The sequence below is a fragment of the Azospirillum oryzae genome (assembly GCF_900177515.1).
Lineage (GTDB): Bacteria > Pseudomonadota > Alphaproteobacteria > Azospirillales > Azospirillaceae > Azospirillum > Azospirillum oryzae_A.
The window spans coordinates 865540-891485 of record NZ_FXAK01000007.1 but is presented as its reverse complement, the minus strand read 5'-3'; the positions used below and the strand labels follow the sequence as shown (position 1 = coordinate 891485).

General features: G+C 65.6%; 22 protein-coding genes and 2 pseudogenes. 4 read left to right on the top strand and 20 right to left on the bottom strand.

Going from position 1 to position 25946, the window contains the following annotated elements; genetic code table 11:
- Positions 1-192: 192 nt before the first annotated feature.
- From B9N97_RS16695 to B9N97_RS16665, 7 genes and pseudogenes are all read right to left on the bottom strand, one after another.
- On the bottom strand, positions 193-1746 hold the full coding sequence (locus B9N97_RS16695; protein WP_085086472.1) for an IS66-like element ISAli15 family transposase: 1554 nt from the start codon (positions 1744-1746) through the stop codon (positions 193-195).
- A 69-nt stretch (positions 1747-1815) separates the two neighbouring features.
- Complete coding sequence (gene tnpB / locus B9N97_RS16690) at positions 1816-2172, bottom strand: IS66 family insertion sequence element accessory protein TnpB (RefSeq protein WP_085086474.1); 357 nt, start codon at positions 2170-2172, stop codon at positions 1816-1818.
- Complete coding sequence (gene tnpA, locus B9N97_RS36770) at positions 2169-2552, bottom strand: IS66-like element accessory protein TnpA (protein ID WP_085086476.1); 384 nt, start codon at positions 2550-2552, stop codon at positions 2169-2171. Before tnpA (B9N97_RS36770) ends, tnpB begins: the two co-directional genes overlap by 4 nt.
- A gap of 42 nt (positions 2553-2594) precedes the next feature.
- Positions 2595-2744, bottom strand: a pseudogene (tnpA, locus tag B9N97_RS37030) (IS66 family insertion sequence element accessory protein TnpA); the annotation flags it as partial.
- A 539-nt stretch (positions 2745-3283) separates the two neighbouring features.
- Positions 3284-4771 (bottom strand): hypothetical protein, encoded by a 1488-nt coding sequence (locus B9N97_RS16675; protein ID WP_208621227.1) that lies wholly within the window; start codon positions 4769-4771, stop codon positions 3284-3286.
- Between the two features lie 447 nt (positions 4772-5218).
- A complete protein-coding gene (locus tag B9N97_RS16670; protein ID WP_085088601.1) occupies positions 5219-9187 on the bottom strand; it encodes an nSTAND3 domain-containing NTPase in 3969 nt (1322 codons plus the stop codon).
- The gene (locus B9N97_RS16665; RefSeq protein ID WP_348520088.1) at positions 9184-9726 is read right to left on the bottom strand and encodes an Lrp/AsnC family transcriptional regulator; all 543 of its coding nucleotides are present in this window, start codon (positions 9724-9726) and stop codon (positions 9184-9186) included. The genes B9N97_RS16670 and B9N97_RS16665 overlap by 4 nt, the downstream gene beginning before the upstream one ends.
- 229 nt (positions 9727-9955) lie before the next feature.
- On the opposite strand from B9N97_RS16665, the gene B9N97_RS16660 reads away from it, so the two are divergent.
- The gene (locus B9N97_RS16660; protein WP_085088599.1) at positions 9956-10144 is read left to right on the top strand and encodes a hypothetical protein; all 189 of its coding nucleotides are present in this window, start codon (positions 9956-9958) and stop codon (positions 10142-10144) included.
- Positions 10145-10191: 47 nt separating this feature from the next.
- On the opposite strand, the pseudogene B9N97_RS16655 reads toward B9N97_RS16660, so the two are convergent.
- The 9 genes and pseudogenes from B9N97_RS16655 to B9N97_RS37025 form a co-directional block, all read right to left on the bottom strand.
- Positions 10192-10446: pseudogene (locus B9N97_RS16655) on the bottom strand (transposase); the annotation flags it as partial.
- Positions 10397-11434, bottom strand: coding sequence for a type IV secretory system conjugative DNA transfer family protein (locus B9N97_RS16650; protein WP_085088596.1), 1038 nt, complete (start codon positions 11432-11434; stop codon positions 10397-10399). The pseudogene B9N97_RS16655 and the gene B9N97_RS16650, both read right to left, overlap by 50 nt.
- Positions 11435-11445: 11 nt before the next feature.
- Positions 11446-11793, bottom strand: a complete 348-nt coding sequence (locus tag B9N97_RS16645; RefSeq protein WP_085088593.1) for a hypothetical protein — start codon at positions 11791-11793, stop codon at positions 11446-11448.
- Positions 11790-12530, bottom strand: a complete 741-nt coding sequence (locus B9N97_RS16640) for a hypothetical protein (RefSeq protein WP_085088590.1) — start codon at positions 12528-12530, stop codon at positions 11790-11792. Before B9N97_RS16640 ends, B9N97_RS16645 begins: the two co-directional genes overlap by 4 nt.
- A gap of 325 nt (positions 12531-12855) precedes the next feature.
- On the bottom strand, positions 12856-13509 hold the full coding sequence (locus B9N97_RS16635; protein ID WP_085088587.1) for a nucleotide-binding protein: 654 nt from the start codon (positions 13507-13509) through the stop codon (positions 12856-12858).
- Positions 13506-13751 carry a ribbon-helix-helix protein gene (locus B9N97_RS16630; RefSeq protein ID WP_085088584.1) on the bottom strand — a complete coding sequence of 82 codons (246 nt, stop codon included), beginning with the start codon at positions 13749-13751 and terminating at the stop codon, positions 13506-13508. The genes B9N97_RS16635 and B9N97_RS16630 overlap by 4 nt, the downstream gene beginning before the upstream one ends.
- Positions 13748-14404, bottom strand: coding sequence for a ParA family partition ATPase (gene parA / locus B9N97_RS16625; protein ID WP_085088581.1), 657 nt, complete (start codon positions 14402-14404; stop codon positions 13748-13750). Before parA ends, B9N97_RS16630 begins: the two co-directional genes overlap by 4 nt.
- A 311-nt stretch (positions 14405-14715) precedes the next feature.
- Entirely contained in the window at positions 14716-15417 is a 702-nt protein-coding gene (locus tag B9N97_RS16620) for a replication initiator protein A (RefSeq protein WP_085088578.1), read from the bottom strand.
- An 11-nt stretch (positions 15418-15428) separates the two neighbouring features.
- On the bottom strand, positions 15429-15794 hold the full coding sequence (locus tag B9N97_RS37025) for a hypothetical protein (RefSeq protein ID WP_432264193.1): 366 nt from the start codon (positions 15792-15794) through the stop codon (positions 15429-15431).
- Positions 15795-15967: 173 nt separating this feature from the next.
- Here B9N97_RS37025 and B9N97_RS16610 point away from each other — a divergent pair, with 173 nt between their 5' ends.
- On the top strand, positions 15968-16627 hold the full coding sequence (locus B9N97_RS16610) for a TraB/TrbI/VirB10 family type IV secretion system protein (protein WP_085088575.1): 660 nt from the start codon (positions 15968-15970) through the stop codon (positions 16625-16627).
- 168 nt (positions 16628-16795) lie between these two features.
- Here the strand turns inward: B9N97_RS16610 and dbpB are convergent, their stop codons facing one another.
- Together dbpB and dpdA are read right to left on the bottom strand one after the other, a co-directional pair.
- Positions 16796-17911, bottom strand: a complete 1116-nt coding sequence (gene dbpB, locus B9N97_RS16605) for a DGQHR domain-containing protein DpdB (RefSeq protein WP_208621226.1) — start codon at positions 17909-17911, stop codon at positions 16796-16798.
- Positions 17902-19188, bottom strand: a complete 1287-nt coding sequence (gene dpdA / locus B9N97_RS16600; RefSeq protein ID WP_085088569.1) for a tRNA-guanine transglycosylase DpdA — start codon at positions 19186-19188, stop codon at positions 17902-17904. The genes dbpB and dpdA overlap by 10 nt, the downstream gene beginning before the upstream one ends.
- A 1082-nt stretch (positions 19189-20270) precedes the next feature.
- Here dpdA and B9N97_RS16595 point away from each other — a divergent pair.
- A protein-coding gene (locus tag B9N97_RS16595) for an IS5 family transposase (RefSeq protein WP_244560564.1) occupies positions 20271-21115 on the top strand; the annotation gives its coding sequence in 2 pieces (ribosomal slippage) (positions 20271-20646 and positions 20646-21115; 846 coding nt in all).
- 246 nt (positions 21116-21361) lie between these two features.
- On the opposite strand, the gene B9N97_RS16590 is transcribed toward B9N97_RS16595, so the two are convergent.
- Positions 21362-21730: a LysR substrate-binding domain-containing protein gene (locus tag B9N97_RS16590; protein ID WP_085088567.1), complete on the bottom strand. Its 369-nt coding sequence runs from the start codon at positions 21728-21730 to the stop codon at positions 21362-21364.
- A 537-nt stretch (positions 21731-22267) separates the two neighbouring features.
- A complete protein-coding gene (gene zapE / locus B9N97_RS16580) occupies positions 22268-23440 on the bottom strand; it encodes a cell division protein ZapE (protein WP_085088564.1) in 1173 nt (390 codons plus the stop codon).
- 255 nt (positions 23441-23695) lie between these two features.
- On the opposite strand from zapE, the gene B9N97_RS16575 reads away from it, so the two are divergent.
- Entirely contained in the window at positions 23696-25903 is a 2208-nt protein-coding gene (locus tag B9N97_RS16575) for an ATP-binding protein (protein ID WP_085088561.1), read from the top strand.
- Positions 25904-25946 lie beyond the last annotated feature (43 nt).

Below are 25946 nucleotides of genomic sequence, written 5' to 3'. Positions count from 1 at the left end.
AACAGACCCGCCTTTGCGCACGCTGTTATACGCAATGGCCCTCTCACCCTTTAAAGCGGTTGCACATAGTGCGGGAGGTGGCGCAGATCGAACCTGCGAATTCAGAAGGGAGAACGCTAGCCAAGCGGAAGTGAGGAATGAACAGCAACGGCGACGCTGCGAAATCGGTAAGCGGAGCGTGATCGCACCGGATCAGGCGTTGACGGCGGGCTTCCAGTTCCAGGGGAGCAGATCGGCAAGGCGTGCGGCGGGGTAGCCGTTCACCATGCGCTCCAGGACGTCGCGCAGGTAGGCGAACGGCTCGACAGCGTTGAGCTTGCAGGTCTCAACCAGCGAGGCGATCACCGCCCAGCGATGGCCGCCGCCCTCCGAGCCGGCGAAGAGGCTATTCTTCCGGCCGAGGGCTACCGGTCTGATGCAGCGCTCCACCGTGTTGGTATCCATCTCCACCCGGCCGTCATCCAGGTAGACGCACAACGCCCTCCAGCGGCCGAGCGCATAGCGGATCGCCTCGGCCAGCTTGGAGCGGCCCGGCAAGCGGGGAAGTTCGTGCTCCAGCCACGCCTTCAGCTCCGCCACCTGGGAAGCGGCTTCGGCTTGCCGAAGCTGCCGGCGCTCATCGGCCGTGCGGCCGCGGATGCGCTCTTCGATCGCGTAGAGCCGGGCGATGCGGCGCAGCGCCTCGGCGGCGATCGGCGAGCCGTTTTCGGCCAAGTCGTAGAAGCGTCGACGCGCATGGCTCCAGCACGCCGCCAGCACGACCCGGTTGCCGGCAGCCAGCCGTTCGAACCCGGCATAACCGTCCACCTGCAGCACACCGCAGAACTCCCGCAGGTGGGCGGCTGGGCGTTCGCCTTTGCGATCGCTGGTGTAGGCGTAAATCACCGCCGGCGGGTCCAGCCCCTGCCAGGGCCGGTCATCGCGGGCATAGGCCCACAGCCGTCCGGTCTTCACCCGGCCGGTTCCTGGCGCCAGCGTCGGCATCGGCGTGTCGTCGGCGAACAGCTTGGCCGAGGCGAACAGGGCCTTGGCCAACTCCTCATGCAGCGCCTCCAGCCACCAACACGCCTGTCCCGCCCAGCCCGCCAGAACCGAGCGGTCAACGGGAAAGCCGTTGCGGGCCAGGATCTGCGCCTGGCGGTAGAAGGGCAGATGATCGCAGTAGCGGCTGGTGATGACGTGCGCCAGCATCGCCGGCGTCGCCATGCCCTTGGCGATCGGCTTCTCCGGGGCCGGCGCCTGATGCAGCGTGCCGCAGCCGCGGCAGGCGTATTTGGGCCGGCGAATGCGCAGCACCCGCACCTGGGCCGGCACATAGTCGATCATCCGGGCCACCGTCTCGCCAGCCTCATGCAAAGCCCCGCCGCAGCAGGGGCAAACCCCGGCGCCGGACTCCAGCCCAGGCGGCTCGAGTGTGAGATCGTGATGCGGCAGATCATCGGGCAAGTCGCGGCCACGGCTGGGTGGTTCCGCAGGGGCCGACGGTTCCAGTTCAGGGGCTGCGAGTTTTGCCTCGACCCGGGCGATGTCCGCCTCCAGCTCCTCCAACCCGAGATCGAGCTGATCGGGATCGAGCCGTTCGGAGCGGCGCCCGAAGACGGTGCGCTGCATCTGCCGGAGTTGCTGACGCAGAGCCTCCAGCTCCGCCAGATCGGCTTTCTGGCGCTCCACAACCTCGGCCAAATCGCGCACCATCTGCTGCAGCAGGGCTGGATCAGCGGGCAGGTTGTCGAGGTCGAAGCGCATGGCCGATTGTATCTCGGATCACGGCCCCAAGCCAGCCAAGCCCGCGGTTTTCCTCACTTTTTCTCCCATTCATCCCGCTACGGCCGGCCTGGATGCCGGCACGGTGTGACGCCAGTCCAGCCCCTCCAGAAGCAGGGACAGTTCCGCCGGCGTCAGTACCACTGTGCCGCCCGGCGTCCGCGTCGTTGGCCAAACGAAACGGCCGCGCTCCAGCCTCTTGGCGAACAGACACATGCCGTTCTGATCGGCATAGAGAATTTTTACGCGTCCAGCCCCTTTCCCTCGGAAGATGTAGAGGTGGCCGCAGAACGGATCCTTGCCCAGCGCCTGCTGCACCAGCAGGGCCAGTCCGTCGAAGCCGCGGCGCATGTCGCAGGGCTCCAGCGCCAGGTAAATGCGCACACCGGCCGGGATCGACAGCATCATGGCCGCTCCAGCACGCTGATCACCCGGCGCAGTGCTTCGGTATCGACATCCCGACCGACCCGCAGCCGCCGTCCGCCGGCCAACTCGATCTCGATCATGCCGGCACTGCATGGAGTTGGCGGCGTGAGGGGAAGAGCGGACGTGGTGTCCGCCACCTCCACCGGCGCGAAGATGGGCGTCGGCTCGGCCGGAGTGAGCATCTGGCGGCGCCAGCGGAACAGCAGGCTGGGATCGACCCCGCGCCGGCGGGCGACCAGCGACACGCTCACGCCCGGCTCGCAGGTTTCCGCCACCAGCTGCTCTTTCTCCGCCTGCGACCAATACCGCCGGCGGGGTGCCGCCTCGACGATCTCCATCACCAAGGGAGCGCTCGCCGTCATAGGGACAGCACCAGGGCTATCCCTATGACAGCGAGCGCTCACCTCCTCCGCAGCGGCAAAGCGGCGCGACCACCGTCCCAGAGCCCAGCGTCCAATTCCATGGGCTTCAGCATAGGCTTTCAGCGTCAGCCCGCTGCCCTTCCAGGCATCGACATGACCGCGCCAATAGCTCTCCAGATCCTGACCCGACATCCTCTTACCCCGCTGAACTGCGACCAGCGGAATATTTCATGAACCACGATCACGTCGGATGTGTCGTCACACAACGCTTACCGAAATCGCGGCCGAAACTACGCTATTGACGCCGTGTGTATCCGTTACTCCCACTCGATTGCTCCAAACAAAGCTAAGATATTGATTAGTTTATATCTTCTCGTGTATTTGGCGTCGAAAGCCGACACACGGTCCGTCAAAATTTTACGATGATAATTTAAAAGGGAAAATTGCTCGAGAAAAATTTGGCGCGGTTTCGGTATCTATCGAGGTCGATCACTTCTCGCGGCCCATTCTCGGCGACTCGGATGAGTCTTGTTGCGAACCAAGAAAGTACCGTCACGAAATTCATAGCACAGTACGCTGTGCGACGTGACCCGCCGCAACAGCGTCATTCAAAAGCAAGTTTCGGACTCGATATTTAACGAGTTCGGAGGTGTTTCCTTCAGCGCCCACGACGAACAACGGTGACATCTAGCCGATACTTCTCGGAAGCCTTGCCCCACAACTCGCCTGTCTCACGGTCGCTGCCTCAGCTTTGTCTCAATGAATCGGAACGCGATCTGCTCATCGAGCTCAAACACGTCAGGCCGCTTCTCGATGGTGTCCGCCAAGACAAGCGTCACCGTGTCAAACAGATTGACGAGCAGTGCGTCGCCAATGGCCCGCGTCTCCGACAAATCCTCGAACAGGCCTGCCGCCTCGCCGTGCGCCAGCTTGTTGCGTCCTTCACGATAGACCCGTGAGACGGCTTTCGCGACAGAGAGCATGCCCGGGGGCGTCGCCTCACCCTTGGGGTTGAGCACAGCCTCGGCGAAGGAGGTGATGGCAGTGGCCTTTCCCTTCGCTCCCGTCAGCCCGTCGGCGGCGCAGCCGTAATCGACAACGGCCATGAAATCCGACGCTTCCCGACGAGCCTCGCCCACCCAGTAGAGCGCGTTCGCCCATCGCTCTACGAGATGCGGCGCGCGGCCAGATTGTCGCCCCACCACAAAGGCGTCGAGGACCTTGCCGGCCGCATCGAGGAAGGGGCGCTCGGCCGCCATCTTTGCCGCCAGCGCCCCCGGCGCCGAACCAAGACCTGGCATCTGCATGCTGGACCCACGCAGAAAGTCGCCGGAGGGCGATGTGGCCAGCCGCTCCTCTCCAAAGAGATGCTGCCGGCCCGCCTTCGTGAACCGTCGCGCATCCTCCACCTGGAAGCGCAATCCAATCGCATCGATCGCCAAACCGACCAGGACCGAAGCCTTCTGATGCGACTGGCTGAGCGCGTGCCCTCTCATCCTTATCGTCGCCACCCACTCGAAGTTCCGCAGCGAGCTAAGAATTTCCCACGCACGATAAAGGTCGCGATCGCTGCCCACCTGTAAGGCCTGCTCGCGGAAATCGCTGTAGCTGACCGCGCGTGTCTCCACCCGCTGGATATGGGCCAGCTGAGTAGGATCACGGACGTAGCGGGCGATCCAATCGGCGCGTGGCAGAAACTCGATCGGACCAACCGCAAAGGCAGGCACCGCCTGATCGCCGTGGAAGAGATGACATGGAATATGCCGGTCGACGTCAGACCGGGCTGCATCCGCCAAACGATCCACGTTCTTTGAGAAGTCCCGAGCCACAGCGGCGTAGAAGTCAGGCCCGACCTGAGCGTCTGGGGCGCCGTGCTCATCCGACAGATGTGCGCGGCAATCGAAGATCGTTTGGCCAATGGCGTGGAAGGTGATCTTGTCGAACTCCGGGCGCGTGAGCGTCTGTCGGAAGTCCTGGCGCGCGAGCCAAGTCTGTGCCGCCAATGTGTGTGCGGCATCAACCCCGGTCTGGGTGACTTTGTACTGGCGACCGGCGTCGATCGGAATTGCCAGGGGCACGAACGGGTTATTGCTCAGCCCGCTCCATTCGTCGAACGGCATGGCAGCCGTCTCGATGACGTCAGCGAGGATCTTCGCAACAAGAGCCTCGGCCGTCTCGCCCGGTGCTTCCGGCTCGGCAAGTTCGCGTCGTCGCGACAAGATCGCCCCCCATTCTCAATGTCTGGTCATTTGACGCCAGCGCCACACTGACGGCAGGTATCAGTGGCATTTACAACGCTATCGAAGCATGAAACTGTGTCGGGCTATCTCAATCCCTCGCACGCATCCGGTAATGCCTTATACTACCTTACCGATCGGCCTGCCACAAACGATCCGAGTGCATCAACTCCGGCCGATCGCCCCGCTCGCCGAAAACACCATCTATGACATGGAACAGCGCGGCGGGGCCACCCGTTCGCCGAGGTCGGCGATGAGGAGCGCCGGCAGGTTGATCTCCGGCGCCCTGATCCGGCGACCGCCTGGGCGCGCCCGAGCCCACAACATCGTCAACACCGTCCAGGCTGATCTGGACCAAACGATCACTGGCGTTGCGTCCAGAACATGGATCGGTTGGTCTCCGGCGTGCGCCAGCCGGCGCGCCCCGGGTCACTTCTTGATGCGCATGAAGCCGAGCACCCGGGTGCAGATCGCGGGGGCGCCGAGATCGGCCAGCAGCACGTCGTCCGGCTCCACAACATCGCCGCCAAGCGCCCAGGCCACCGCCGGATGCCCGGCAGGCAGCATTGCCGCGATCTCTTGGGCGATCGGCGGGTTCCGCTTGTTCATGAACCAGACAAGCAGGAGGAGCAGCACGCGTCGGTCCGCATTCGTCGCCAGTTCCTCGGCTACCGCGCGCACCCTGTCCTGATCCCCCCGCCAAGCGAGCAAAAGGGAGAGCGAGGCGGCCACAGGCTCGTACCGTGTCGCGAGCATTGGCGCCGTGATCTTTTCCAGGATCTCCGGTCGCACTGCCTCCGCGCCCTGAAGGAGGCCGCCCACGGCCGCCCGCCGTACGCCCGGCTGCCCGGGACGGACGGCCAAGTCCAACAACTGCTCCTGTAGCTCAAGATCGCCGCTGTTGGTCAGCAATCGGAAGATCGACGTCCGGACGTCCGGATCGTCCGTGTCCAGGGCGATCGCCATCAGCTCGCGAGCCTCGGCTGGCGGCAGAGGCGCCGCAAGGGCGATGGCCTCGACGGCGCCTCGCGCGATCGGGAAATCCCTGTCATCGCCGTAATGCCGCTCGTCCCTGGACCAAGTGTCCCTGGCAAGGATCATCAGAGCCGGCAGATGGGCGATGTGCGGCTTCTGCTTGAGCAGGGCGACGAGGGCCTTGCGCACGGGACTGCCATGGTCTGAGGCTTTGGCAAGAAGACGAACCGGTATCGGCAGGTCGGCCCGCTCCCCAAGCGTCGTGAGCGCACAAGCACTGACATGGGCAAACTTGTGGTCAAGAGCCGCCTCAACCTCGGCGTCCATGTCGAGCCTGATCGCGGCCTCGACCGCCAAGACCGCCGTGGCAGAGTCGGCGCTGTGCTGGAGAAGCCAGCGCACGTCCTCCTCGACCGGCGAAGGCGCGACGGCGGCCAGGGCGACCCGCAACCGACGGACGCGCTCGCTCGGTGACGCGATGGCGGCGAGCGTCGCCTGCGCCTCGTCGTCCAACGTCGGCGTATCGTTGGTATCCACCGCGAGCGCCGCCTCGCTGATCTGCCGGTATGGGCCGGGAAGCGCCTGAACCGCAAGCTCGGCGGCATCGCCATGCTGCGTGCCGTCGCCTCCGCGCCGCCAGCGCAGGCTGGCGAGTTCGATCGCGATCTCGACAAGGCGACTCGCACCACCGTCAGCCGCGAGTTCGCCCATGATGCTCCGGAAAGCATCGGGCGCTCGCTCAATCAGGCAGGTCAACGCCGCTTGCGCGACATCCTCATCGGTGTGTCCCGCCACGATCCGGTCACGCAGCGGCGGAAGGTAGACCGGATCCCAGGCGGACTGCAGGATGAGCCAGAGCAGGTCCTCACGCTCATCGCCATAAGCCGCTCGGAAAACGCCTTGCAGCTCCTCGGCGTCCGCGCCTTTCACCTTGACCTCTTTCGCTAGCTGGTGAAGCCAGTAGAACAGCAGCCTGGCGGCATGGCGATGCGTGACGAGGCTGCGCCACCCCAGGATGGCCCGCGCCTGCCGGACATACGCGGTCAGGAAGACTTCGGCGGTGTGACCCTCGTCATCTTCGGCCAGATGCTGTGCATAGTCATCGGAGTAGACTTCGTTTGCGAAATCGAGGCGGAGCTGCGCGGCCCTGTTTCGATCCGCGTCGTTCGGAGTCAGCTCGGCGACGGCCGAGTCGACAATTCGCTCGAAGCCCACCAGGTCCCGGAGCGCGCCTTCGGCGATCGCATCGTCGGCTTGCATAACGCCAAAGCGCACCACCTGCATCGCCGCATCGAGAAACGCACCCGACAGATCGGGCGCAAGCCGCTCCAGTTGCGCCGAGAGGCTGGCAGGATAGCTAACGCGATCGGCGGGCAGGATCTCTCGCACGAAACCCTCGATCAGGGGCTTCGTCCGCGGATCGGCGCGCCGGGCCTCGTACCAAGCCTCCGACCGCTCTGGCGCACCCCAGACGGTGAAGCCCGGAAAGGTGTTGTCGGGGCGATGCAGGAGGAAGCGCGCCACCTCGGCTCCGTTGCTCGCGGCTGAGCCGGCCTCGGCGGCGAGTTCAATATAGCTTTCGAGCGCCTTGCCCCCCTCCGTCAGTCTGCCTTCCAGCCAAGCGTCGATCTTGGTCGCGGTCGGACCACTCGCCTTGACGGAGAACCGGCTCCGGCCCGCGGCGAGAATCCGCGCCGCAGCCCCGGTTCCCCACTCTCCGCCGGGCCCGTCCTCAGAAACGAGAAGATCCAGAAGGTGTTTGAGCGTATGCCGGACCTCCTGGCGATGCGCCTCCATCGCTTTCTCGACCCCCGCTTCGACCCGGGGATGGTAGTAGGCCACGATCCCGCCGTCGGCTTGCCGCAGATTGCGGGCGGCGATGAAGAAATTGACCAGCGGCGACACGCCCCGCTCCATCGCCGCGTCGAGATCCGCCAGCCCATCCTCGATCTCCCGGAGCACGGATTGGGACAGTTTGTCCGAAGCCTTGAGCAGGCTCCAGATCACCGCGGCGGCGCGAATGTCCTTACGCTCCTCGATTTGGTCGACAACCGTGTTCTCGATAGCGTTCTGGTGCGCGCTGCGGATTGCGTCCGCGATGAAGCCCAGCGGGTTCTTCAGCCCAGCTCGATCAAGCGTTCGAAGAGCGTCGAAGAACTTCTGCAGCTCGAGCGGCGTGGCCAGCTCGTCCAGCACCTTCCGCTCGGCGCCTCGAGCCAGGGGCTGCAGCTCGCGCGGCAGGCCGCTGATCCGGGATTGGTAGAGGCGACTGCGCTCCGCTGCGCCGTAATGCTCGGCCTCCAGTTTGATGAGCCACGCAGCCACGCTGTCCAGCGCCTTCGACTCCTGGGCGACGTCAAGCCGCGAGGTGGCGACAATCATCCGGTTCGGCCCCGCTTCCGCGAAGAAGCGCGCGAGTTGGTCGTTCCAAGGTCGGCTCTTCGGGTCGAAGTCGAAGCGCCCCCATGGGTCTTCGATGTCGTAGAGCACGGGCGATGGCGTCTGGTCGTCGCGAAGCTGCTGCGGCCCGAGCCGGATCGGCACCCGCGTAAGTCCGGGCATCTCCAGGCGAAGCTCGTCATAAAGCTTCTTCGTCGCCAGGGTCTTACCCGTCCCCGACTGGCCGATGATCAGCGCCGCGCTGCGCTCGCGCATCGCCGCCCGCAGATCGCTCCAGTTCGTGGGATGCACATAGTGCTCAAGCTCGGGCGCGCTCGCGAGATAGCCGCCATGCTCCCGGACGACGTGCTCCAGCTCCTCGCGGCGCCACCAGCCTCCGCCGGCCCGCGCGATCCTCGCCCGAGACTCTTCTCGGAGCTTTCGGCGACACGCGTCCAGGTTCGCGTTGGGCACGCGGCAGCCCTCGGTCAGCAGACGCTCGATGTCCGCCCTGAGGCGCTCGTCATCCTCGTTTGCGATCACCGCCACGCGGCCCGCTGCATCAGCGGGAAGCACCTCCGCGATCACGTCCGGGAGAGCGGCGTGCTTGGGCCAGTTTCCGGCGCGCCGGACCTTGAGCTGGCGCGCGTCGCCGTTGAGCCCTGCGCTCGTGATCAGCAGGTAGCGCGACGCGGAGTCGGCGAGCCGCTTCGCCGCCGACGGTCGGGTGTCGCTGCCATGCAGTAACAACGATTTCACCGTGGTCGGCGTCCAGGCATCGCCGCCACGGCGCTTCACCTGCACGATCAGCTTGTAAGCGCCGAGCGGCACTTGAGTGACTGCGCGTGACGGCTCGAAGTCGGCCAGCTCGCCTTCGAGGTCCTCTTGGCTCGCCGGCTCGAGCTGCAGCGCCGAGGTCAGCCGCGAAACGACGACGAGATCGAGCGCCAACCAGACCGATGCGTCGATCTGGTACTCGTAGCCGGCCAGGGAGGCGCCGCCGCCACCCGAACCTTCCTCTTCATCCACCGGCGCCACGGTCATTTATGCTCCCCCTCCCACGGCTCAAGCGGCTGCTTCGCCGCACCGGCGGAGCCACGCAGCGGATTGTGACCGTTAAGGCACGACAACAGACGTGCCAAATTTGACCCGATCAAGCGCGACCAATGTCCGGTAACGAGCGACGAGATCGCTTTCGGCGAACAGTGTCCGCGTGAGCGCCTCATAGGTGCGCATGTCAGGTGTGACGACGATGAGGAGAAGCTCGTTCCGCCCGTGACATAGTAGCACTGCTGCACCTCCTCGGCGCCGCGGAATAGAGATTTGGCGGCATCGACCGTTTCGGCGCGTTCGTCACGAAGGTGCACCTCGACGATCGTGGTGATCGCCAGCGACAGCGTCGCCGTATCGACGATGGCGGCATTGGCCGCAATGACGCCCGCCGCCTCCATTGCGGCGATGCGCCGCTGGACGGCCGCCGGGGAGAGGTTGACCAAGTCGGCGATGGCGCGCTGGGACGTCTTGTTGTCCCGCTGCACGATGCGCAGGATCGCCCGGTCAAACGGGTCAAGTTGGCGGTGCATGGCGACTCGTTTCGGCATGAGATGAGTTTTTGTTGCATTCCGCATGGAAAGCAAGAGCTCGAATCTCACACCGAAGAGAGTATTACCCGCTCAACGCAACTGTGGACACCCCATGTCTCGCACCGGCAAGCACCACGACATGCCTATTCCGCTGGATGTGCTCCGCAGGCGCCTTCCGTGATCGCACTTCTACCAAGCTCCATCAACAACAGTCCGCAGGAGACGAGCCATGACAGAAACCATTACGTTCGATCAGTTTGCCGCCGTCGATGTCCGAGCCGGCGAGATCGTCCAGGTCGAGGCCTTTCCGGAGGCCCGCAAGCCAGCCTGGAAGCTGGTGATCGATCTGGGGCCGGAGATCGGCGTGAATGTGAATCGGCACGGGGTTTCGGCGCCGATCAGCACAATAGCCTGCTGAAACTATGAGACCCCTTGGGGTCCTACCTGCGTGCTGTTTCACAAACCGGGGAAGTACGAGCCCTTGCGCAGTTTTGGGATGCGCAGCTCGACGGTGCCGGCGCGGGCTACCCAGTCGCGCTCGCGGTAGCCGTTGCGCTGGACCAGCCGCTCGGCGGAGCGCTCGCCGTGGGCAGCGCCGGTCAGGCCCTGCACCTCCAGCTCCATCAGCCGCTCGGCCGCGAAACCGATCATCTCGCGCAGAACGTCGGCGTCAGGGCTCTTCTCCAGCAGCGCGCGAAGCGCCATCATCTCGTCGGTCATCGCGGACATAGCGGATCCACTCCGCTGCCTCGGCCATGCGGAACTGGAGGAACTCATCGAGCGCCACCAGCAGCTTCCAGCGCCGCGCCCGCCCGTCGTCGGCGCGATCCCGGTCGACGGTGAGGAAGTCGATCATTTGCGTCAGGATCAGGGTGAAGACCCGACGCAGGCGCCACGCGTCCATCGGCCGGGCGACGATGTAGAGCGTCACCGGTCGCTCGCCGGCCACAAGGTCGGAGATCGAGAAGTCGCTGGCGGCGGTCTGGGCGTCGAGGACGGCATCCTCGAACTCGGCGAGCAGCACCGAGGCGGTGACGTAGACCGACTTGCGGTAATGCAGGCTCTTGTCGACCGCCCCACCCCGCCCGCTCTTCCTGGCCGGCGCGTCCTTCCTGCCCTCCTCGTCCAACCCTGACGCCGGCGGCTCGGCGTCGGTGGCGACGCTCTTGTCCCACAGCTCCTGGGCGGCGCGTTGGGCGGTGGGATGGACGTTCTCCGCCAGCATCAGCGTCAGCCCGTCATCGCCGAGCAGGATGTGCCGGCGGGCGCCAGCCAGCGACTTCTCGGCATCCGCCGCGGCGGTCAGCAGGTAAACGAAGACGCCGGTGAGGTAGGAGAAGGCGGCGTTACGCCAGTGCCCCTCCTTCTCGCCTTCGGTGAGGATGCGGGCGGCGTGCTGGCAGTCCGGCACCAGATGCGCACCCGGCCGCACCGCCATCAGCGGGTTGTAGCGCGGACCGCCGGGCCGAGCGAGGTCGAGCACGATGACGTCGCCGAAGCGCTCGCGCGCCGCGCCCGTATCGCCAGCCATGGCGCCCTTGAAGTCCCAGACGACGGCGCTCTCGCGCCAGCCGGCGAACAGGGTGGGCAGAACGGTGGTGGTGGTCTTGCCCGAGCCGGTGGGGCCGATCACCAGGACCGGCTGCAGGGTGCGTTCACGCAGGGGCCGACCGTTCCAGGCGCCGAGGACGATGCAGGTGTCTGTCATCGCCGCCCCCGTCACAGCAGGCCGCTGCGGCGGACGTCGGCGTCCCCAGCCCAACGGCCGGCGCCGAAGCGAGGGCCGCAGTCGCCGGGCAGGGCGAGGCCGATGCGCACCACCAGTGCCAGGGCACCGGCCAAGCAGGCCGCCAGGGCGACGGAGACGATCCAGCGGTGGCTGGGGGCCAGCAGGCTGCGCCAGGTCAGGAACTGACCGGGCCAGTAGAGCGCGATGCCGCCGATGCGCAGGCCGCCGCAGACCGCCGGCCAGGCGAAGAGCCAACCGACCAGCTCAGTGACCGCCTGGACGGTCAGCAGCCAGACGGCGATACCGCCGAGCACGGTAAGGGCGGAGAGGCGGATCACAGCTCGCGCCCTCCCAGCTCATCCAAGCCATCGCGCCCGGCCTCGCGGCCGCGCTCCTCGCGCAGGCGCTGCATCTCGACCAGCTGGCGCTCGTAGGCTTGCCGCTCGCGCTCGTCCATCCAGCCCAGCGTCCGGGTGGCGACCTCGACGGCGTCATGCCGGAACCAGTGGGTGACGACCTCGCGGTCGAAATAGAGGTCGCGCTCATCCTGCACGCCGCGGATCATCACATGCAGGTGCTGGTTGCCGTACGGGTGGGCCATGTCGGGCTTGCGCTCGACCGCCGCCACCCATTCCAGCTCGCCGACCCGGCGTTCCCAGGCGGTCATCACCTCGCGGCCGTAAGCGACCATGTCGTCGATGCGGTGGCCGTCGTTCGGGCTGACGATGACGTGGAAGACGCGGCGATCGTCCGACCAGGATGCTGCGACCTCGCCCTTGTCGATACCGAGGCGGTCGCGGTCGAACAGCGGGCCGTCCTTGGCGAGGTAGTTGGCCAGCACGGCGACCGAGTTGGGAAAGGCGCCGCGGGCGCGATCGTGGTAGAGCAGCTTGACGTTGACCGGGCGGGCGTAGGCGCCGTGCCCGGCCGAGGCAGCGCGGACCTTCACCCGGCGCTCGCTCCGGCGGACGTAGCCGCGGGCCAGTGCGCGGCCACGGTCGACCAGCGCCTTCATCCGCGCCTTGAAGCCGTCGTCCGCCGAGAGGCCGTCGAAGATAGACCCGCGTCCCCGCATGCCGCTGCTCCTCCACCAAAACTGGAGCCGACGATGGGCCAGGACGCGGCCTCCATAACAGTTTTCAAAGGAGTGACGGGAGAACAGAGGCTGTGTTCGTCCATGTTCGCTCTGAGAGGGGCGTTCACAGGGAAACATGAAGGAAATCAACGATCATGACCGACCGCGAACCGCCCCTTTATCTTGCTGACCGTTGATTTCCTCCTCTCTCCAGGCCGCCACGCAGTCCCGCCGGAGCTTTCCGACTTTGGCCGTTTCCCTGTCTTTGTGCGCTGATGAGCGAACAGGTTCGCCGACCGGCCCAAGAGGACGGTCGGCCCCTTGATCAGTCGGCCACCGGGGCCGTCGCCAGCCCAAAGGTTTCCGAGACGAGGTGGCGGATGTCGGCCTCGGCCTGCCCCGCCATCTCGAGTTCCGGCACCAGCAGCCCAGTGTCCATGCTGTCGGCGAACGCCTGCCGATGCCGGATCACCGCCGCAGAGACCGGCAGGCGCAGCCCCAGCACGGTGGCCTCGCTGCCCGGTTTGACCCACAGCCCATCGGGTACTTTGCTCAGCACCAGCGACGCCGTCGGAGCCGGCTCCATCGCCAGCGCCTCGATGACCAGCTGCATCGTCGCGGCACAGCGCCCGAGGGACGTCCGGTCCGCCTGTATCGGGATCAGCGCCGTCTCGGCTGCCGGGAGAACCGCCCGCAGCGCCGCCGGTGAACGGGACGGAGTGTCAATCACGACATGGTCGAAGCTGGCGGCGAAACCTCCCAGTCCATGCCGCAGCTGGGTGCCGGCGATCGTGGCGCTGTCGAACAGGGCCGGCAGCGCGTTCGCCCGGCGCCGCGCGATCCAGTCCCCGGTACCGGAAACGCCGTCGACGTCGAGCACCACCACCCGCCGGCCCTGCAGTGCCAGCTCGCCGGCCAGATTGACCGCCAGCATGGTCCGGCCGACGCCGGGCGTCAGGTTGACCAGAGCGGCGATCATGGCCGCTCCTCCCCGGCGAAGCGGGCTTCCAGCAGCTCGCGCAGCAGCACCGCCATGGTCACGCCGCGGCGGAACGCCGCGATCTTGATCCGCCCGCGCAGCTCCGGTGTGATGTCCACCGTCAGCCGCGCGGTGTAAATTTCCGCCTTGGCCGGCGACGCCTCGCCCCGCCGCACCCAGGCGTCCGGCGTGGGCTCGGGCTCGACGGGACGTGCGCCAAAGCCGATCCGCCCGCCGCTCATCGCCCGGCCTCCGGCTGCTCCGAGGACTCCAGCAGCTCGGCGGCCAGCGCCGCGATCTCGCGAGCCGCGGTCGATTGCGGTTCGCTCTCGAAGACCAGCCGGCCGGAGCGAATGCAGCGGGCGAAGGCGACCCGCTGACCGACGGAGGCCGCCATCGCCGGCGGCACCACTCCGGCCAGCTCACGCTGGGCATCGGCCAGCAGCCGGGTGCGGGCGATGCAGCGGTTAAGGACGAAACGGGCCGACAGGCCGGGCTTCCAGCCACGAGCCTCCTCAAGCAGGCGCAGCAGCTCGGCCGAGGCCCAGGCGTCGAACGGGCTGGGCTGCACCGGAATCAGCACCCGCTCGGCCGCCAGGATCGCCGAGCGCACCAGCCCCGTCACCCGTGGCGGTCCGTCGATCACCACATGCTCGACCCCGGAGGCCAGGTCGGGCACCTCGCGGTGCAAGGTTTCCCGCGCCAGGCCGATCATCGCGAACAGCCGGGGCAGCCCCTCGCGATTGCGCTGTTCCGCCCAGTCCAGCGCCGAGCCTTGCGGGTCGGCGTCGACCAGCAGCACGCGGGATCCCTGGCGGGCCAGTTCGCCGGCGAGATGGGTGGCGAGCGTCGTCTTGCCGACGCCGCCCTTCTGGTTCAGCAGCGCCACGATCATGACCCCGCCCTCCCCGTCCGAGGACGTTTATCCACAGGAGGAGGACTCGAGGAGTCAGCAGCCAAGATTCTGTTATTGTTTAAGTTATAGACGTTATAGGGACGAATCGGCGAGGCGGGCCAAGGGGTTGACTCCGAGTCGGGTGCGCGTTCTCCCGCGATTGGCAGGGCCGATGTCCCGATGCGATCCGAAGGCGATGTCCCGACCGCATTCACACCTTGTCCACAGGCGAGTGTGGGCAGGTTCGCCGCGGTGCGCTCCCGGAAGAACAGCAGCCGCTCCTCGCCGCCGGTGCGCACGATCGACAGCCGCTAGCCCGGCAGGCCGGCGACAACGATGCGCCGGACACCCACGGCGAAGTTGGCGTAGCGGGCCGGACTGCCGCTGCGGGCGTGCAGCCGGCGCAGGCCGATGGCGCCGCCGCCCTGCTGGCGGCCGCCCATCTTGCGCACCAGCCGGTAGAGCCAGCGCGCCAGCCCGCCGGTGAGGGCGAGGTAGCCGGGATCGAGCGTCAGCACCCGCCGCTCGCACACCGCGGCAAACAGCCAGTCCGGCAAGGTCAGGACGACACCAGTCTTGCCCGGCTCCCAGGACTCCAGCCAGCGGAAGCGGGCCGGCCCCTTGGGATCGCCCGCACGCAGCGTGGTTTCCACCCGGGTCGCCGCCAGCCGGTCGAGAGCGGCGCGCAGCAAGGCGTAGTCGTGACGGCCGGTGCCGCGGCCGAGGTCGCGGAGCAGCCGATAAGGGGACACCTCCAATTGCCGGGCTGGCGTCCGCCCGGCGTCGAGGGTGTCGGTCCAGCGGCTGGCCGCCCAGAGCAGGAGGTCGGCGTCCCAGATGGTGGCGAGACTGAGCGCTCCGGTGGGCTCGACGCGGATGGCGACATCGCCCTGTTCGAAAACGATGGGCAGGCGTCGTGGCGTCTTGGCCAAGCTGAACCACGGCCAGACCATCAGGTCGGCCATGTCGCGCAGCGCCGGAGGTTTGGGCGGCGACAGGAAATGCCGGTCCATGGCGGCCTCCCTCACGAGCGGCGGGCCGGCCGCACGGTGCCGGCGCCGGGATCGGACGTGGAGGTGCGCAGGCCCTGGTCGGCCCAGGCCTTCAGATCATCCAGCGCATAGACGACCCGGCCGCCGATCTTGCGGTAACGCGGCCCGGTGCCGTAGTTGCCGACCGCCTGACCCGGCGGTCGATCGAGCCCGCAACCGTCATCGCATGGTCGGCGTGGAGGCGATGCCATCAAGCGCTCGCCTGCCAAGCCCACCGTACAAAAGCGCAACTGTAATGCTAGGGCGGCCAGGGCGCGCACGAGCCCGTCGACATCGATGCGGTCGGTCTTGGCGCGCCGGGCGCGGCGATCGACCGGCAGGCTGGCGGCGTCGAGCACGTGGTTCTCGACGTCGTGAGCGACGAGGAGGCGGTGCAGCCAGAAGCCATCATATCCCGCCTCGTGGCAGTAGACGACCCGAACCGGCCGGCCGAGTGCGGCCTCAACCCGGCTGCAGGCCTGGGTGATCAGCTCGAGCAGGGCGGTGGCATCGCCGCGAGGAGGCCGGGAGCTTGCCGAAGCTGTCCGCTACCCTCGGCCCCATCCAGCCCGAACCGCGGCTGCCCAGCTATGAGGACATGGCGCCCAAGCCGGCCCCGGCCCCGTCGGCAGTTCCCCGCATCGAGAAGAAGGAACCATCTCCACCGGCCCGGCCACAGGCCAAGGCGCCTCCGAAGGAGGACGAGTTACGCAAGAAGGCGATGGAGGCAGGTGTCGGCGGCTGGAGCCGCATGGAGGAGGGCACGACCGTTGCCTCCGCGGCTCAGGCCGGCGCATCGGATTTCGCTACCACCCCCTCTGACTGCTTCGTGCCGCCCGGCACACCGATCCCTTTGCAGACGGTGAACCGGGTTGTAACCGAGCGCGGCGGCATCGACACCGCGTGGGTGACGCAGGACGTCTGGGACGCCGGCTTTGCCTGCCTGGCGGTGCCCGCCGGCTCGACGGTGACGCTGGACGTCGGTGCCACCGTCACCAGGGGGCAGACGCGCTTCGAGGTGGCCAACCCGGTGATCACCCGGCGCTGGCCACGCAACGACACGGCGCGCGTCGCCGCCATCGGCTCGGACATTACCGGTGCGGCCGGGATGGCCAGGTCGGTGGAGGTGACGTGGCTCCAGACCGGCCTGCTGATCGCCGCCAGCACGGCGGTGGACGTCGCGGCGGTCTGAAGGCTGACGATTTCCATCGCGGGCGCTGAGGCGGGCATTCTCGGTACAACCCATGTCCAATGGGCCGGCGGCAAGATCCTCCGGACCGTTGCCCTTCACCGTTGCGTTGAATACGTCGAGTGGCGATCCGGCCACTTGCCTGAGATCTTCGATTTCTTCCTGGCCGAATCACAACTCTCTTGAATCGTCTCGGACATTCGGCCTGGTGGATGCCACCCTGCGGGCGCGGATGTCGGCGCGCACGAGACCAGTGAGATATTGCGCGAGCATGATAACGTCACGGCTGATGTTCTGGATCGAATTCCAGTGGCGCACGTCGCCATTGCCGAAGTCCCATTGCCCTTCAGTCCAAGCTGTGCGACCTTTGAGGCATTCCATACCCTGGGCGAAATCATTCCGGCTGCGTGCGCCGTCGAGCAACGACAATATCTCCATGACGTAGCCCATAGCCTGGATGCCGGCACCATGAACCAAACGCGAGGTTGTCGGTCTCTGCTTTTTCCACGCCTCAGAGAAGACGTTTCCCACCGCATGGTAGAACTCGGACATCAATTCGAAGCATTTCTCTTCGCCATTCTTCCCGTGCATGAGTTCACGCATAACACCATCATTCAGCGAGTTCATGATCACTTTTTGTATGGCGGTGTCAGCATAGGTGCCAGCTGGGTTGGTGTGCTGGTAAATCCGGCCGTGGAAGGGCGACCGTATCTCGAAGTTGAGCTTGGCGGTAAGGGTGCTGGCGACGGAGCGCCTGCTAAGGCGCGCGGGCAACTCGTTCACGGTCGGCAGCAATTCGTAGATCAGCGATTTAGGTAGCGGGCGCGTATTGTTGATGAGCACAAACTGCCGGCGCAATTCGGCTTCGTCACGGCAGATCAGGGCGGAGACGAAAACCTGGAAATTTTTGGATGGCAACTGCTTCAAGGCTGTTAGTCGCTGTTGTCCGTCGACCACCAGCCCAGGTGCGCCGTTTGTCACGTCGACAGATATGCGGCAGACGCCGTGCTCCAGCTTTAACACCTCAATGCCGCGGGTGAACGCCACGATGATTGGGTTTGGCAGTACCGCTTCCGGCCTTTCAAGATAATCCCTAATCTCACGAATATGGCCAGCCATCTGTGGCCGTTGGAAGCCGCTGATCTGCCCCTCCGCGCCGCGAGTGACGCGGTCGATCACCGCAAAACGCAGTACGTCCGACACGCTCGCGGCGAAGGACAGAACGGTGTGCTCAGGACTTTGACAGGCATAGACGGCCGAAAAGTTCATTGTGTTTTTTACTGACACGGGTGAGATCCAGCCTCTCTGATGTGATTTTTGTATACGGCGAGGTTATGAATGCCCCGTCGTTTGTTACGATTGCTGGCGCGAAAGATTATAACCTCAATCGAGATTTTCCGGCAGATGCCACAATCGCAGGATTTCCAGGGGCGTGCGCCCAGCGTAATCCTGTATTGGTCGGCCATCCGCGCTAGCTTTGGATCGCTGCAAGCGTCCTCGGCAGGTCTTTCGATCAGCAAAGGGGCGCTGTAGGCGATCAGGCGTTGCAGCACATCCTCGAGTTCGGCCTCGCCCTGGTCAAAGGCCCGAAGCGCGCCGAGAGCATCAGCTTCCATCCTGGTGAGATCCTCGGCATGGAAGACGCCCATCTTTACCAAGCGCTGCAAACGAGGGTTCTCGATCGATTGCGGGACGCGAATGGCAGTAAAGTACTGTAATTTGCCGTTGCTGCTGGGCAGGTAATAGTTCTGTCTTGCATCCTTGAAAGCGCGAAGCAGCGGAGAAGTGCTGTCGAAGCTGGTGATCCGATAAGGACGAAACGTATCAATTTCGTCGGCCTTCGCGAAGCCCAATACGTGGAGGCGAGTAGCCTCGGGCACTGTGGCGCGGATTTGGGCAAGGGCTGCTCGGATATCCGGTGTTTTAAGCGGGACCATGCCGCCGACGGCAAGATAGCTGTAACCCATGGCCACGAGGCGGCGGGCTGCTTCGGCCATGCTGTCCGGCGACCATCCCTGCACAACACCCAATGGCGTGAAGCGAGCACCAGCGGCCTTGTGCGCGGCCAGGAAGGCATGCGCATTCTCCTGCGTAATGTCGAAGCGCTCACGCGCTATGGCGCTACCGCCCGCCATCCCGCATAGTTTGGTATCGAAATCGAAGATGATGTGATCAACGGAGCAGGCATGCGTGAACCCACACTCTTCATAGTAGGTAACCGTTTCATCAGGTTCATAGGGCGGTGCGACGGCATTGACGTAGGAAAAGGCGCCGCAATCGCCAAACAGGTCGAGCCCGGCATAGTTCGGCCCCTCCAACCGGAGAAAGGCGCGCGCGCCGACACGGCGGAAACGCATGGCTTGGCTGTCCGTGTATTTGCCCCTGATTCGGCGATCACCCACGATGGCACGCGATACAAGAACGCCATCATACGGCGCACTCTCTAAGATCTCATGCGGGTAAATGTCATCCCAATATGGATACCGCCCTGGTGAGCTGCGATCTGCCAGAAAATCATAGCCAGGATCAACCATATCAAGGCAATCAGAAAAAATAAACTTCATCGAATTCCCCGCCTTTGTTTTATATAATGTTATTTGCATTAAAATATCCGCGCAACATGGCGGTATGCTATATATTGTCCTAGCAGACAGATCATTTTTTGATGCTAATTGATTTGCAGTACTTGCAACTGAGCATGGGGAAAGCACTACGAGATGTGGGTGTCTATTCCCTCATCATCCTATGAATTGGGCATAGGGTACCTTCCCGGTGACGAGTAGGTGCGATGCGATTAGATCATTTTCAATCTCTAGTCGTTGGTGTGGCAGCCACTGTAAATCAGTTGCAAATGATACCTCCAGTGCGGCGGGATCAGAAAAGAGGGCGGCCTGCCGGTGCTCGGTTGCTTTTGCCTTAGCAAGATGGGCGCAAATCCGCTTAGCGATTATTCCTTGACCTATGTATGTAAGGATTGCTTCGCCCCTTCGCCGAATACGGTAAACACCAGTTGTCGACGACATCGAGGCAGTAGAGAGTGTTGAAAGCCCGAACCATCCTGACCACGTAAGGCCGACCCAGTCGGGCCCGGATACATTGCCGACGAGTGGCCCTGTTGGGTCTACCCCAGAGGTGTGGCTCTGGTTCAGATCGCTCGTGAGCCCTCCCCGGTAGCGCTTGCCAACGGTTTCCAATCGACGGGTGTTCCCGCTGGACATACGGTAGCCGGGAGGCATTCGACCGAAGTTCATCCGTGGTGAGAAGCCGAACTCCTGTCGATGGACCGCAATGACTAGGGCTTCCATCCCCTTACGTAGGGGCGTGCCCATACCAGGCAGTGGGACGGTTAGCGCCTCATAATCTTGCCCTGTACGGTGAAGTTCAGCCCAGAGCGCCGGAGCAGCGGTATGCGGATCCCGGTAGGGCATCTCGTCGCCGTAGACCCCTGAAAGCATCGCTAATCGCTTTCTGAGCGTCATGGTGCCGGACCCGGTTTGACCAACATAGTGCAAGTATGTTTGGCCAATTTGACGGATAAGATAAATACCCGGCTGCTTACAGCCCGTTTCGAAAGTTGTCGCTGACGTGGTGAGGGTCTGACGTAAAGGCTGTTGGCAGGGGACACACACCCTGCCGGAGGCCGCCGATGTGGACGCCCGAGGACCGCCGGCTGGTTGGCGATTACGGCGCCGGCCAAGCCCTGAGCGATGACCAGTACCGCTTGATCGAGCCCCTGATTCCGTCAGCCAAGCCCGGTGGACGGCCCCGCAGTACGGACATGCGTCGGTTGCTGGACGCCCTGTTCTATGTGGTGCGGACCGGCTGCCAATGGCGCCATTTGCCGCCCCCGCCGGCCTTTCCGCCCTGGCCCACGGTTTACCGCTACTTCCGCGCCTTCCTGGAAGCCGGCGTGTGGGAGGCCCTTCGCCACCATCTGGTGGTGATGCTGCGCGAGCAGGAAGGCCGTGATCCGACACCCTCGGCCGCCATCCTCGACACCCAGAGCGTCAAGACGACGGAAAAAGGGGCGCCCGAGGCTTTGACGCGGCCAAGAAGATCAAGGGCCGCAAGCGTCACATCGCCGTCGACACCTCGGGCTTCCTGCTCGGCGTCCTCGTCCACGCCGCTGACATTCAGGACGCCGACAGCGCCGGAGCGCTGCTGACGCGGATCAAGCGGCTCTACTGCTGGCTGCGCGCCATCTTTGCCGACAGCATCTACAATCGGATGCCGGTGATCCTCGCCTGCTTCCTGCTCGGGCTGACGCTGATCATCGTCCGGCGCATCGCCGGCGGCGGCTTCATCCTCGTTCCCCGCCGCTGGGTGGTCGAACGATCATTCGGCTGGCTCGGACGGTGGCGACGCTTGTCAAAGGATTACGAGGAGCGCACCGACGTCGCCGAGGCCATGGTCACCATTGCCGCCATCAGGATCATGATACACCGCCTCGCTCACCCAAACCGAAAGCGGCTTCCTTCACCAGACTTTTGAAACGGGCTGTTAGGAAAGCGGCCCTTGCCTTGGACGCCCCTAAGAGACTGCCATGGAGTGAAGCCAAGCAGGTTCAGCGCGAACTCTACCCCCGCAAATTGAAAATCAGTATGGCTCAATGGAACTCCGCCAGCTGGAGGTATCCCCCGCGATCCATCGTACTATATACATCCGCGGGTCGTATTGGCATGAATTAGCAGGGCTCCAAGCACACTGACCAGTCATCACCCAGCAGCTCCGGCGTCCTCAGCCGACCTGGGAAAACAGCGTCGTGACCCAGTCGACGAAAACCCGGACGGCCGGGGACAGGTGACGAGCGGTGGGGTAGAGCACGGACACCGGAACGGGAGCGGGGCGGTAGGGCTGCAGAATCTCGACCAGCGCCCCGCGTTCCAGATACGGTGCGGCGATCGGACGGGCGAGGCGGATGACGCCATGCCCCTCCACCGCAAGAGCCAGGTAGGCCAGCGTCTCGTTGACCGCCACGGGGTCGGACACCGTTACCTCAGTGATCTCGTCGTCTCGACCGAACCGCCAGTTCTCCCATGCCGGTCCGGATTCGGCGAAATAGCCGACAACCTCGTGACGGGCCAGATGCTGTGAGTGGCGCTTCACCTGTCATGGCGGCTGCCCGAAGCACCGCATCCATCGTGTCAGCGGCCAATGGCACAATCATTTATGCTCCGGCTACAAGGCGATGTTCGCGCACATGGCGCCTTCCATGCACTTCATGGCCGAGCAATGGCGCCGGCAGCGTTCCCCGCAGAAATCATGAAGCATGGGTCCATGATCCCACCCCCGGATGCGGCGTTGGACTGGCCCGCGCTCCGTGGCTGATCGTCGCCTTCCAGGTCGCCGGTATGACAGCCCTCCCCCATCCTCTTGTTCGACCGGGAATACGACCATCCTCCCGTCCCGACCTGCGATCCGGAGAGCCCCGCCCGCAGCGGCGGGCAAGGCTGGCCGCAGGCTACCGCCGGAGGCGGCGTGGCCTTGCCCGGCGCGAGGGCGAGGTTAGCCTCGGACGCAGCGGACGGGCGGCAGAGCGGCCCCTTCAGGCCGGCGGATGCGAAGTTATCATGGCTGCCCAGCGGCACGGGCATGCCTCGTGAGACACGGGTGTGACACCGACTGGAAAGCACTCAGAAAAAATCAAGTAAGATGCTGCCGTTGCAGGTAGTCCTCGCTCTGCATCTCCATCAGCCGACTCACCGTGCGTTCGAACTCGAAGGCGTGGGTGCCTTCCGGATAAAGCCGCTCGGGCGGGCCTTCGGCGGCGATGACGACGTTGACCTTGTGCTCGTACAGCGCGTCGATCAGCGTCATGAAACGCTTGGCCTCGTTGCGCAGTTCGTCCTTCATCGTGGGCACATGGTCGATCAGGACCGTGTGGAAATGGGTGGCGATGGCCAGATAATCGGCCGCCCCCAGCGGCTTGCCGCACAGGTTCCAGAAATCGACCCAGGCCACGCATTTGGCGGCGCGGTCGATCTCGACCCGGCGGCCCTGCACCGTAAGGCTGCAGGGCTCTCCCGCCGCGCCGCCGGTCAGGTCGGAGAATGCCTTGGCCAGGGCGGCGTCCGATGCGGCGCCCAGCGGGTGGTGGTAGATCGGCACGCCCTTCAGACGGTCCAGCCGGTAGTCGGTCGGGCCGTCCAGCGACAGGATGTCCAGCTTCTCCTTCAGGAGCGCGATGAAGGGCAGGAACAGCTCGCGCTGGAGCCCGTCCTTGTACAGCATGTCCGGCGGCCAGTTGGAGGTCGCCACCACCACCACGCCCAGGTCGAACAGGTTGGTGAACAGCCGGCCCAGGATCATCGCGTCGACGATGTTGGTGACGTGGAACTCGTCGAAGCAGAGCAGCCACGCCTCGTCGGCGAGCGCGCGGGCCAGTTCGGGCAGCGCCTCGTCCGGGCCGTCGCCCTTCCCCTTGCCGGACTGCCGGTGATCGTGGATGCGCTGGTGGATCTCCAGCATGAATTCGTGGAAATGGACGCGCCGCTTCTTGTCGACCGGAGCGGTCTCATAGAACAGGTCCATCAGCATCGACTTGCCGCGTCCGACGCTGCCGTAGATGTACAGCCCCTGCGGCGCGGTGGAGGCGATGTCCGGCGGCGGCGGCGCGGCGCGGCGGCGGCCCAGACCGAACCGTTCCAGCCACCCTCCCCCGGCCGGCCTGTCGTCGCCGGCGGGTTGCGGCTGATAGCCCTTCAGCGCCTGGTACAGGCTTTGGAACTTCTCCGCCGCCAGTTCCTGGTCGGGATCGGGGCGAAGCGTGCCGCTGCCGCGGCGGGCGCGGTAGAGCGAAAGCGGTCCGTCGGTCATGGGAATATGGGCGATCCGGCTGCCAAGATGGTCCCTTACCTAGCGGATGGAGCCGCTCCCGGCAACCGCCGACAGGATGGCGGGCGGGGAATGGCAGGGTGGCGCCACATGCCGTCGACGCCCCCCGGCGGCGCGGCATCTGCGCGCAGTGCGGACGGCAGATGTTTCCGTCCGGTTACACTTTCTTTAGGGTGGCGGTCGGTCTGATCAACACGGGCCGTCCAGCCGCAAGCACCACTGGAAGCCGCCACGCCGATGCCCGTTTCCGGGTCCCCTTCTCCGCCGCTGCCCCGCTCCGCCGCAACGCTGGCGGGGGCGCTGCGTGGCCGGTTGGGATCGGTGCGCTTCCTGATGACGGCCTCCGGCCTCGCCTTCATCCTGGTGGTGAACGCGCTGATCGGCTACGGCGTCCTGCTGGGCCGGCGCGAGGCGCTGGATGCGGGGGAGCGCGCCACCCGCGATCTTGCCCGCATGCTGGAATCGCAGACGCTGCGCACAGCCTTTTCTGTCGACCAGCTGCTGCGCGACCTCGCCTTCGCGCTCGACACGCTTCCCGACGGCGTCCGGCGCGGCAGTCCGGCCATCCATGACCATCTGCGCGGGCGGCGGGATTCCTTCGCGGAGTTGGCCGATCTGGTGGTGGTCGGCGCCGACGGCTTCGCCCTGCACCATTCGGCCGAGGCGCCCTTGCCGACGGCGACGCTGTCGGACCGCGCCTATTTCACCGGGCCGCGCGACGGCGGCGGAGAGGGGCTGCATGTCGGCGCCGCCATCGCCAGCCGGGTGAAGGCAGGGACGCGCGTCATCCCCTTCAGCCGGCGCTGGACGGACCGCAACGGCGGCTTCCGCGGCGTGCTGGTCGCGATGGTCGACCCCAACCGGCTGGCGGCGACGCTGGAATCGCGGGAGATCGACCGCAAGGGCGGCGTGATCCTGGGGCTGGCCGACGGCACCATCCTGCTGGACAGACCGCCGGGCCACAAAGGGCCGGCCCGTTTGACCGACTGGCCGGCGGTCTGGCAGGCATTGGCCGCGCATGACGAGGCCACCATCCGCGACGCCATGCCTGGGTCAGGTCCGGGCGGTGCCCAGCCCGGGGTCGACAGCCTGGTCAGCGTGCGGCGGGTGCAGGGATATCCCTTCGTCATCGTGGCGACGCTGCCGGTGGGGGCGGCGCTGGCCGAATGGCGGCGCGACACGGCAGCCTGGACCGCCATCGGCACGGTCATGACCGTCGCCATCGCCCTGCTGACCGCCTTCGTCGTCCGCCAGCATGCCCGGCGGGAGGAGGATCAGGCCCGTTTGGCCCGTGCCTCGCGCCGGATCCGCGGCATCCTCGAGTCCATGCTGGATGCGGTGGTGACCTTCGACAGCGCGGGGCGCATCGTCACCTTCAACCGGGCGGCCGAATTGATGTTCGGCGTGCCGGAGCGCGAGATGATCGGCCAGCCGATCGAGGCGCTGATCCCCGACGCCCGCGGCGGCGCCAACGACCGCGATCTGACCGCGATACGCCGCGACGGTCATGCCTTTCCGGTCGGCTTCACCGTCAGCGATCTGCGGCTGGGCGGCGGCCCCTGCGCCCCGGCATCCTACCCGGCGTCCGTCGGCGCGCTGCGTCCGGACGAACCGCGCATCTATGTCGGCGTCATCCGCGACATGACCCGCCGCAAGCAGCAGGAGGCGGAACTGATCGCCTCCAAGACCCAGGCGGAACTGGGGAACCGGGCCAAGAGCGAGTTCCTCGCCAACATGAGCCACGAGCTGCGCACCCCGCTGAACGCCATCATCGGCTTCGCCGAGGTGCTGGACAGCGAGTTCTTCGGCGCCGTCAACGACCGGCAGAAGTCCTGCATCGCCGACATCCACGACAGCGGCCGGCATCTGCTGGACATCGTCAACGCCGTGCTGGACATGTCGAAGCTGGAATCCGGTCAGTTCGAGCTGTGCGAAGAGGCGGTCGAGGCGCATGAGGCGGTCGGGCAATGCCTGATGATGGTGCGCGACCGCGCCGCCGCCGGCGGGGTCGCCATCCACAACGAGGTGACGGCTGCCATCGCCACCCTGTGGGTCGACCGCCGGGCCTTCAAGCAGGTGATCCTGAACCTCTTGTCCAACGCCGTGAAGTTCACGCCCAGCGGCGGCAGCATCACCATCACCGCCGGGCTGGACGAGGATGGCGGCTTTGCAATGACGGTGGCCGACACCGGGATCGGCATACCGCCCGATTTCATGGCCGACCTGTTCCAGCCCTTCCGTCAGGCCGAGAATGCCGCGAACCGCAGGTACGAGGGCACCGGGCTGGGCCTGTCGATCTCGAAGAACTTCATCGACCTGCATGGCGGAACGCTGACATGCCGCAGCGCGCCGGGGGCCGGGACCGCGATGACGGTATGGCTGCCGGCCGCGCGTGTGATCGATCGCTCCATCAAGATGGGCGGGCACGCCGCGCCCGCGGCCTGAGACCGCCTGGGCGCACGCGGCCGGAGGACGCAAAACCCATGCG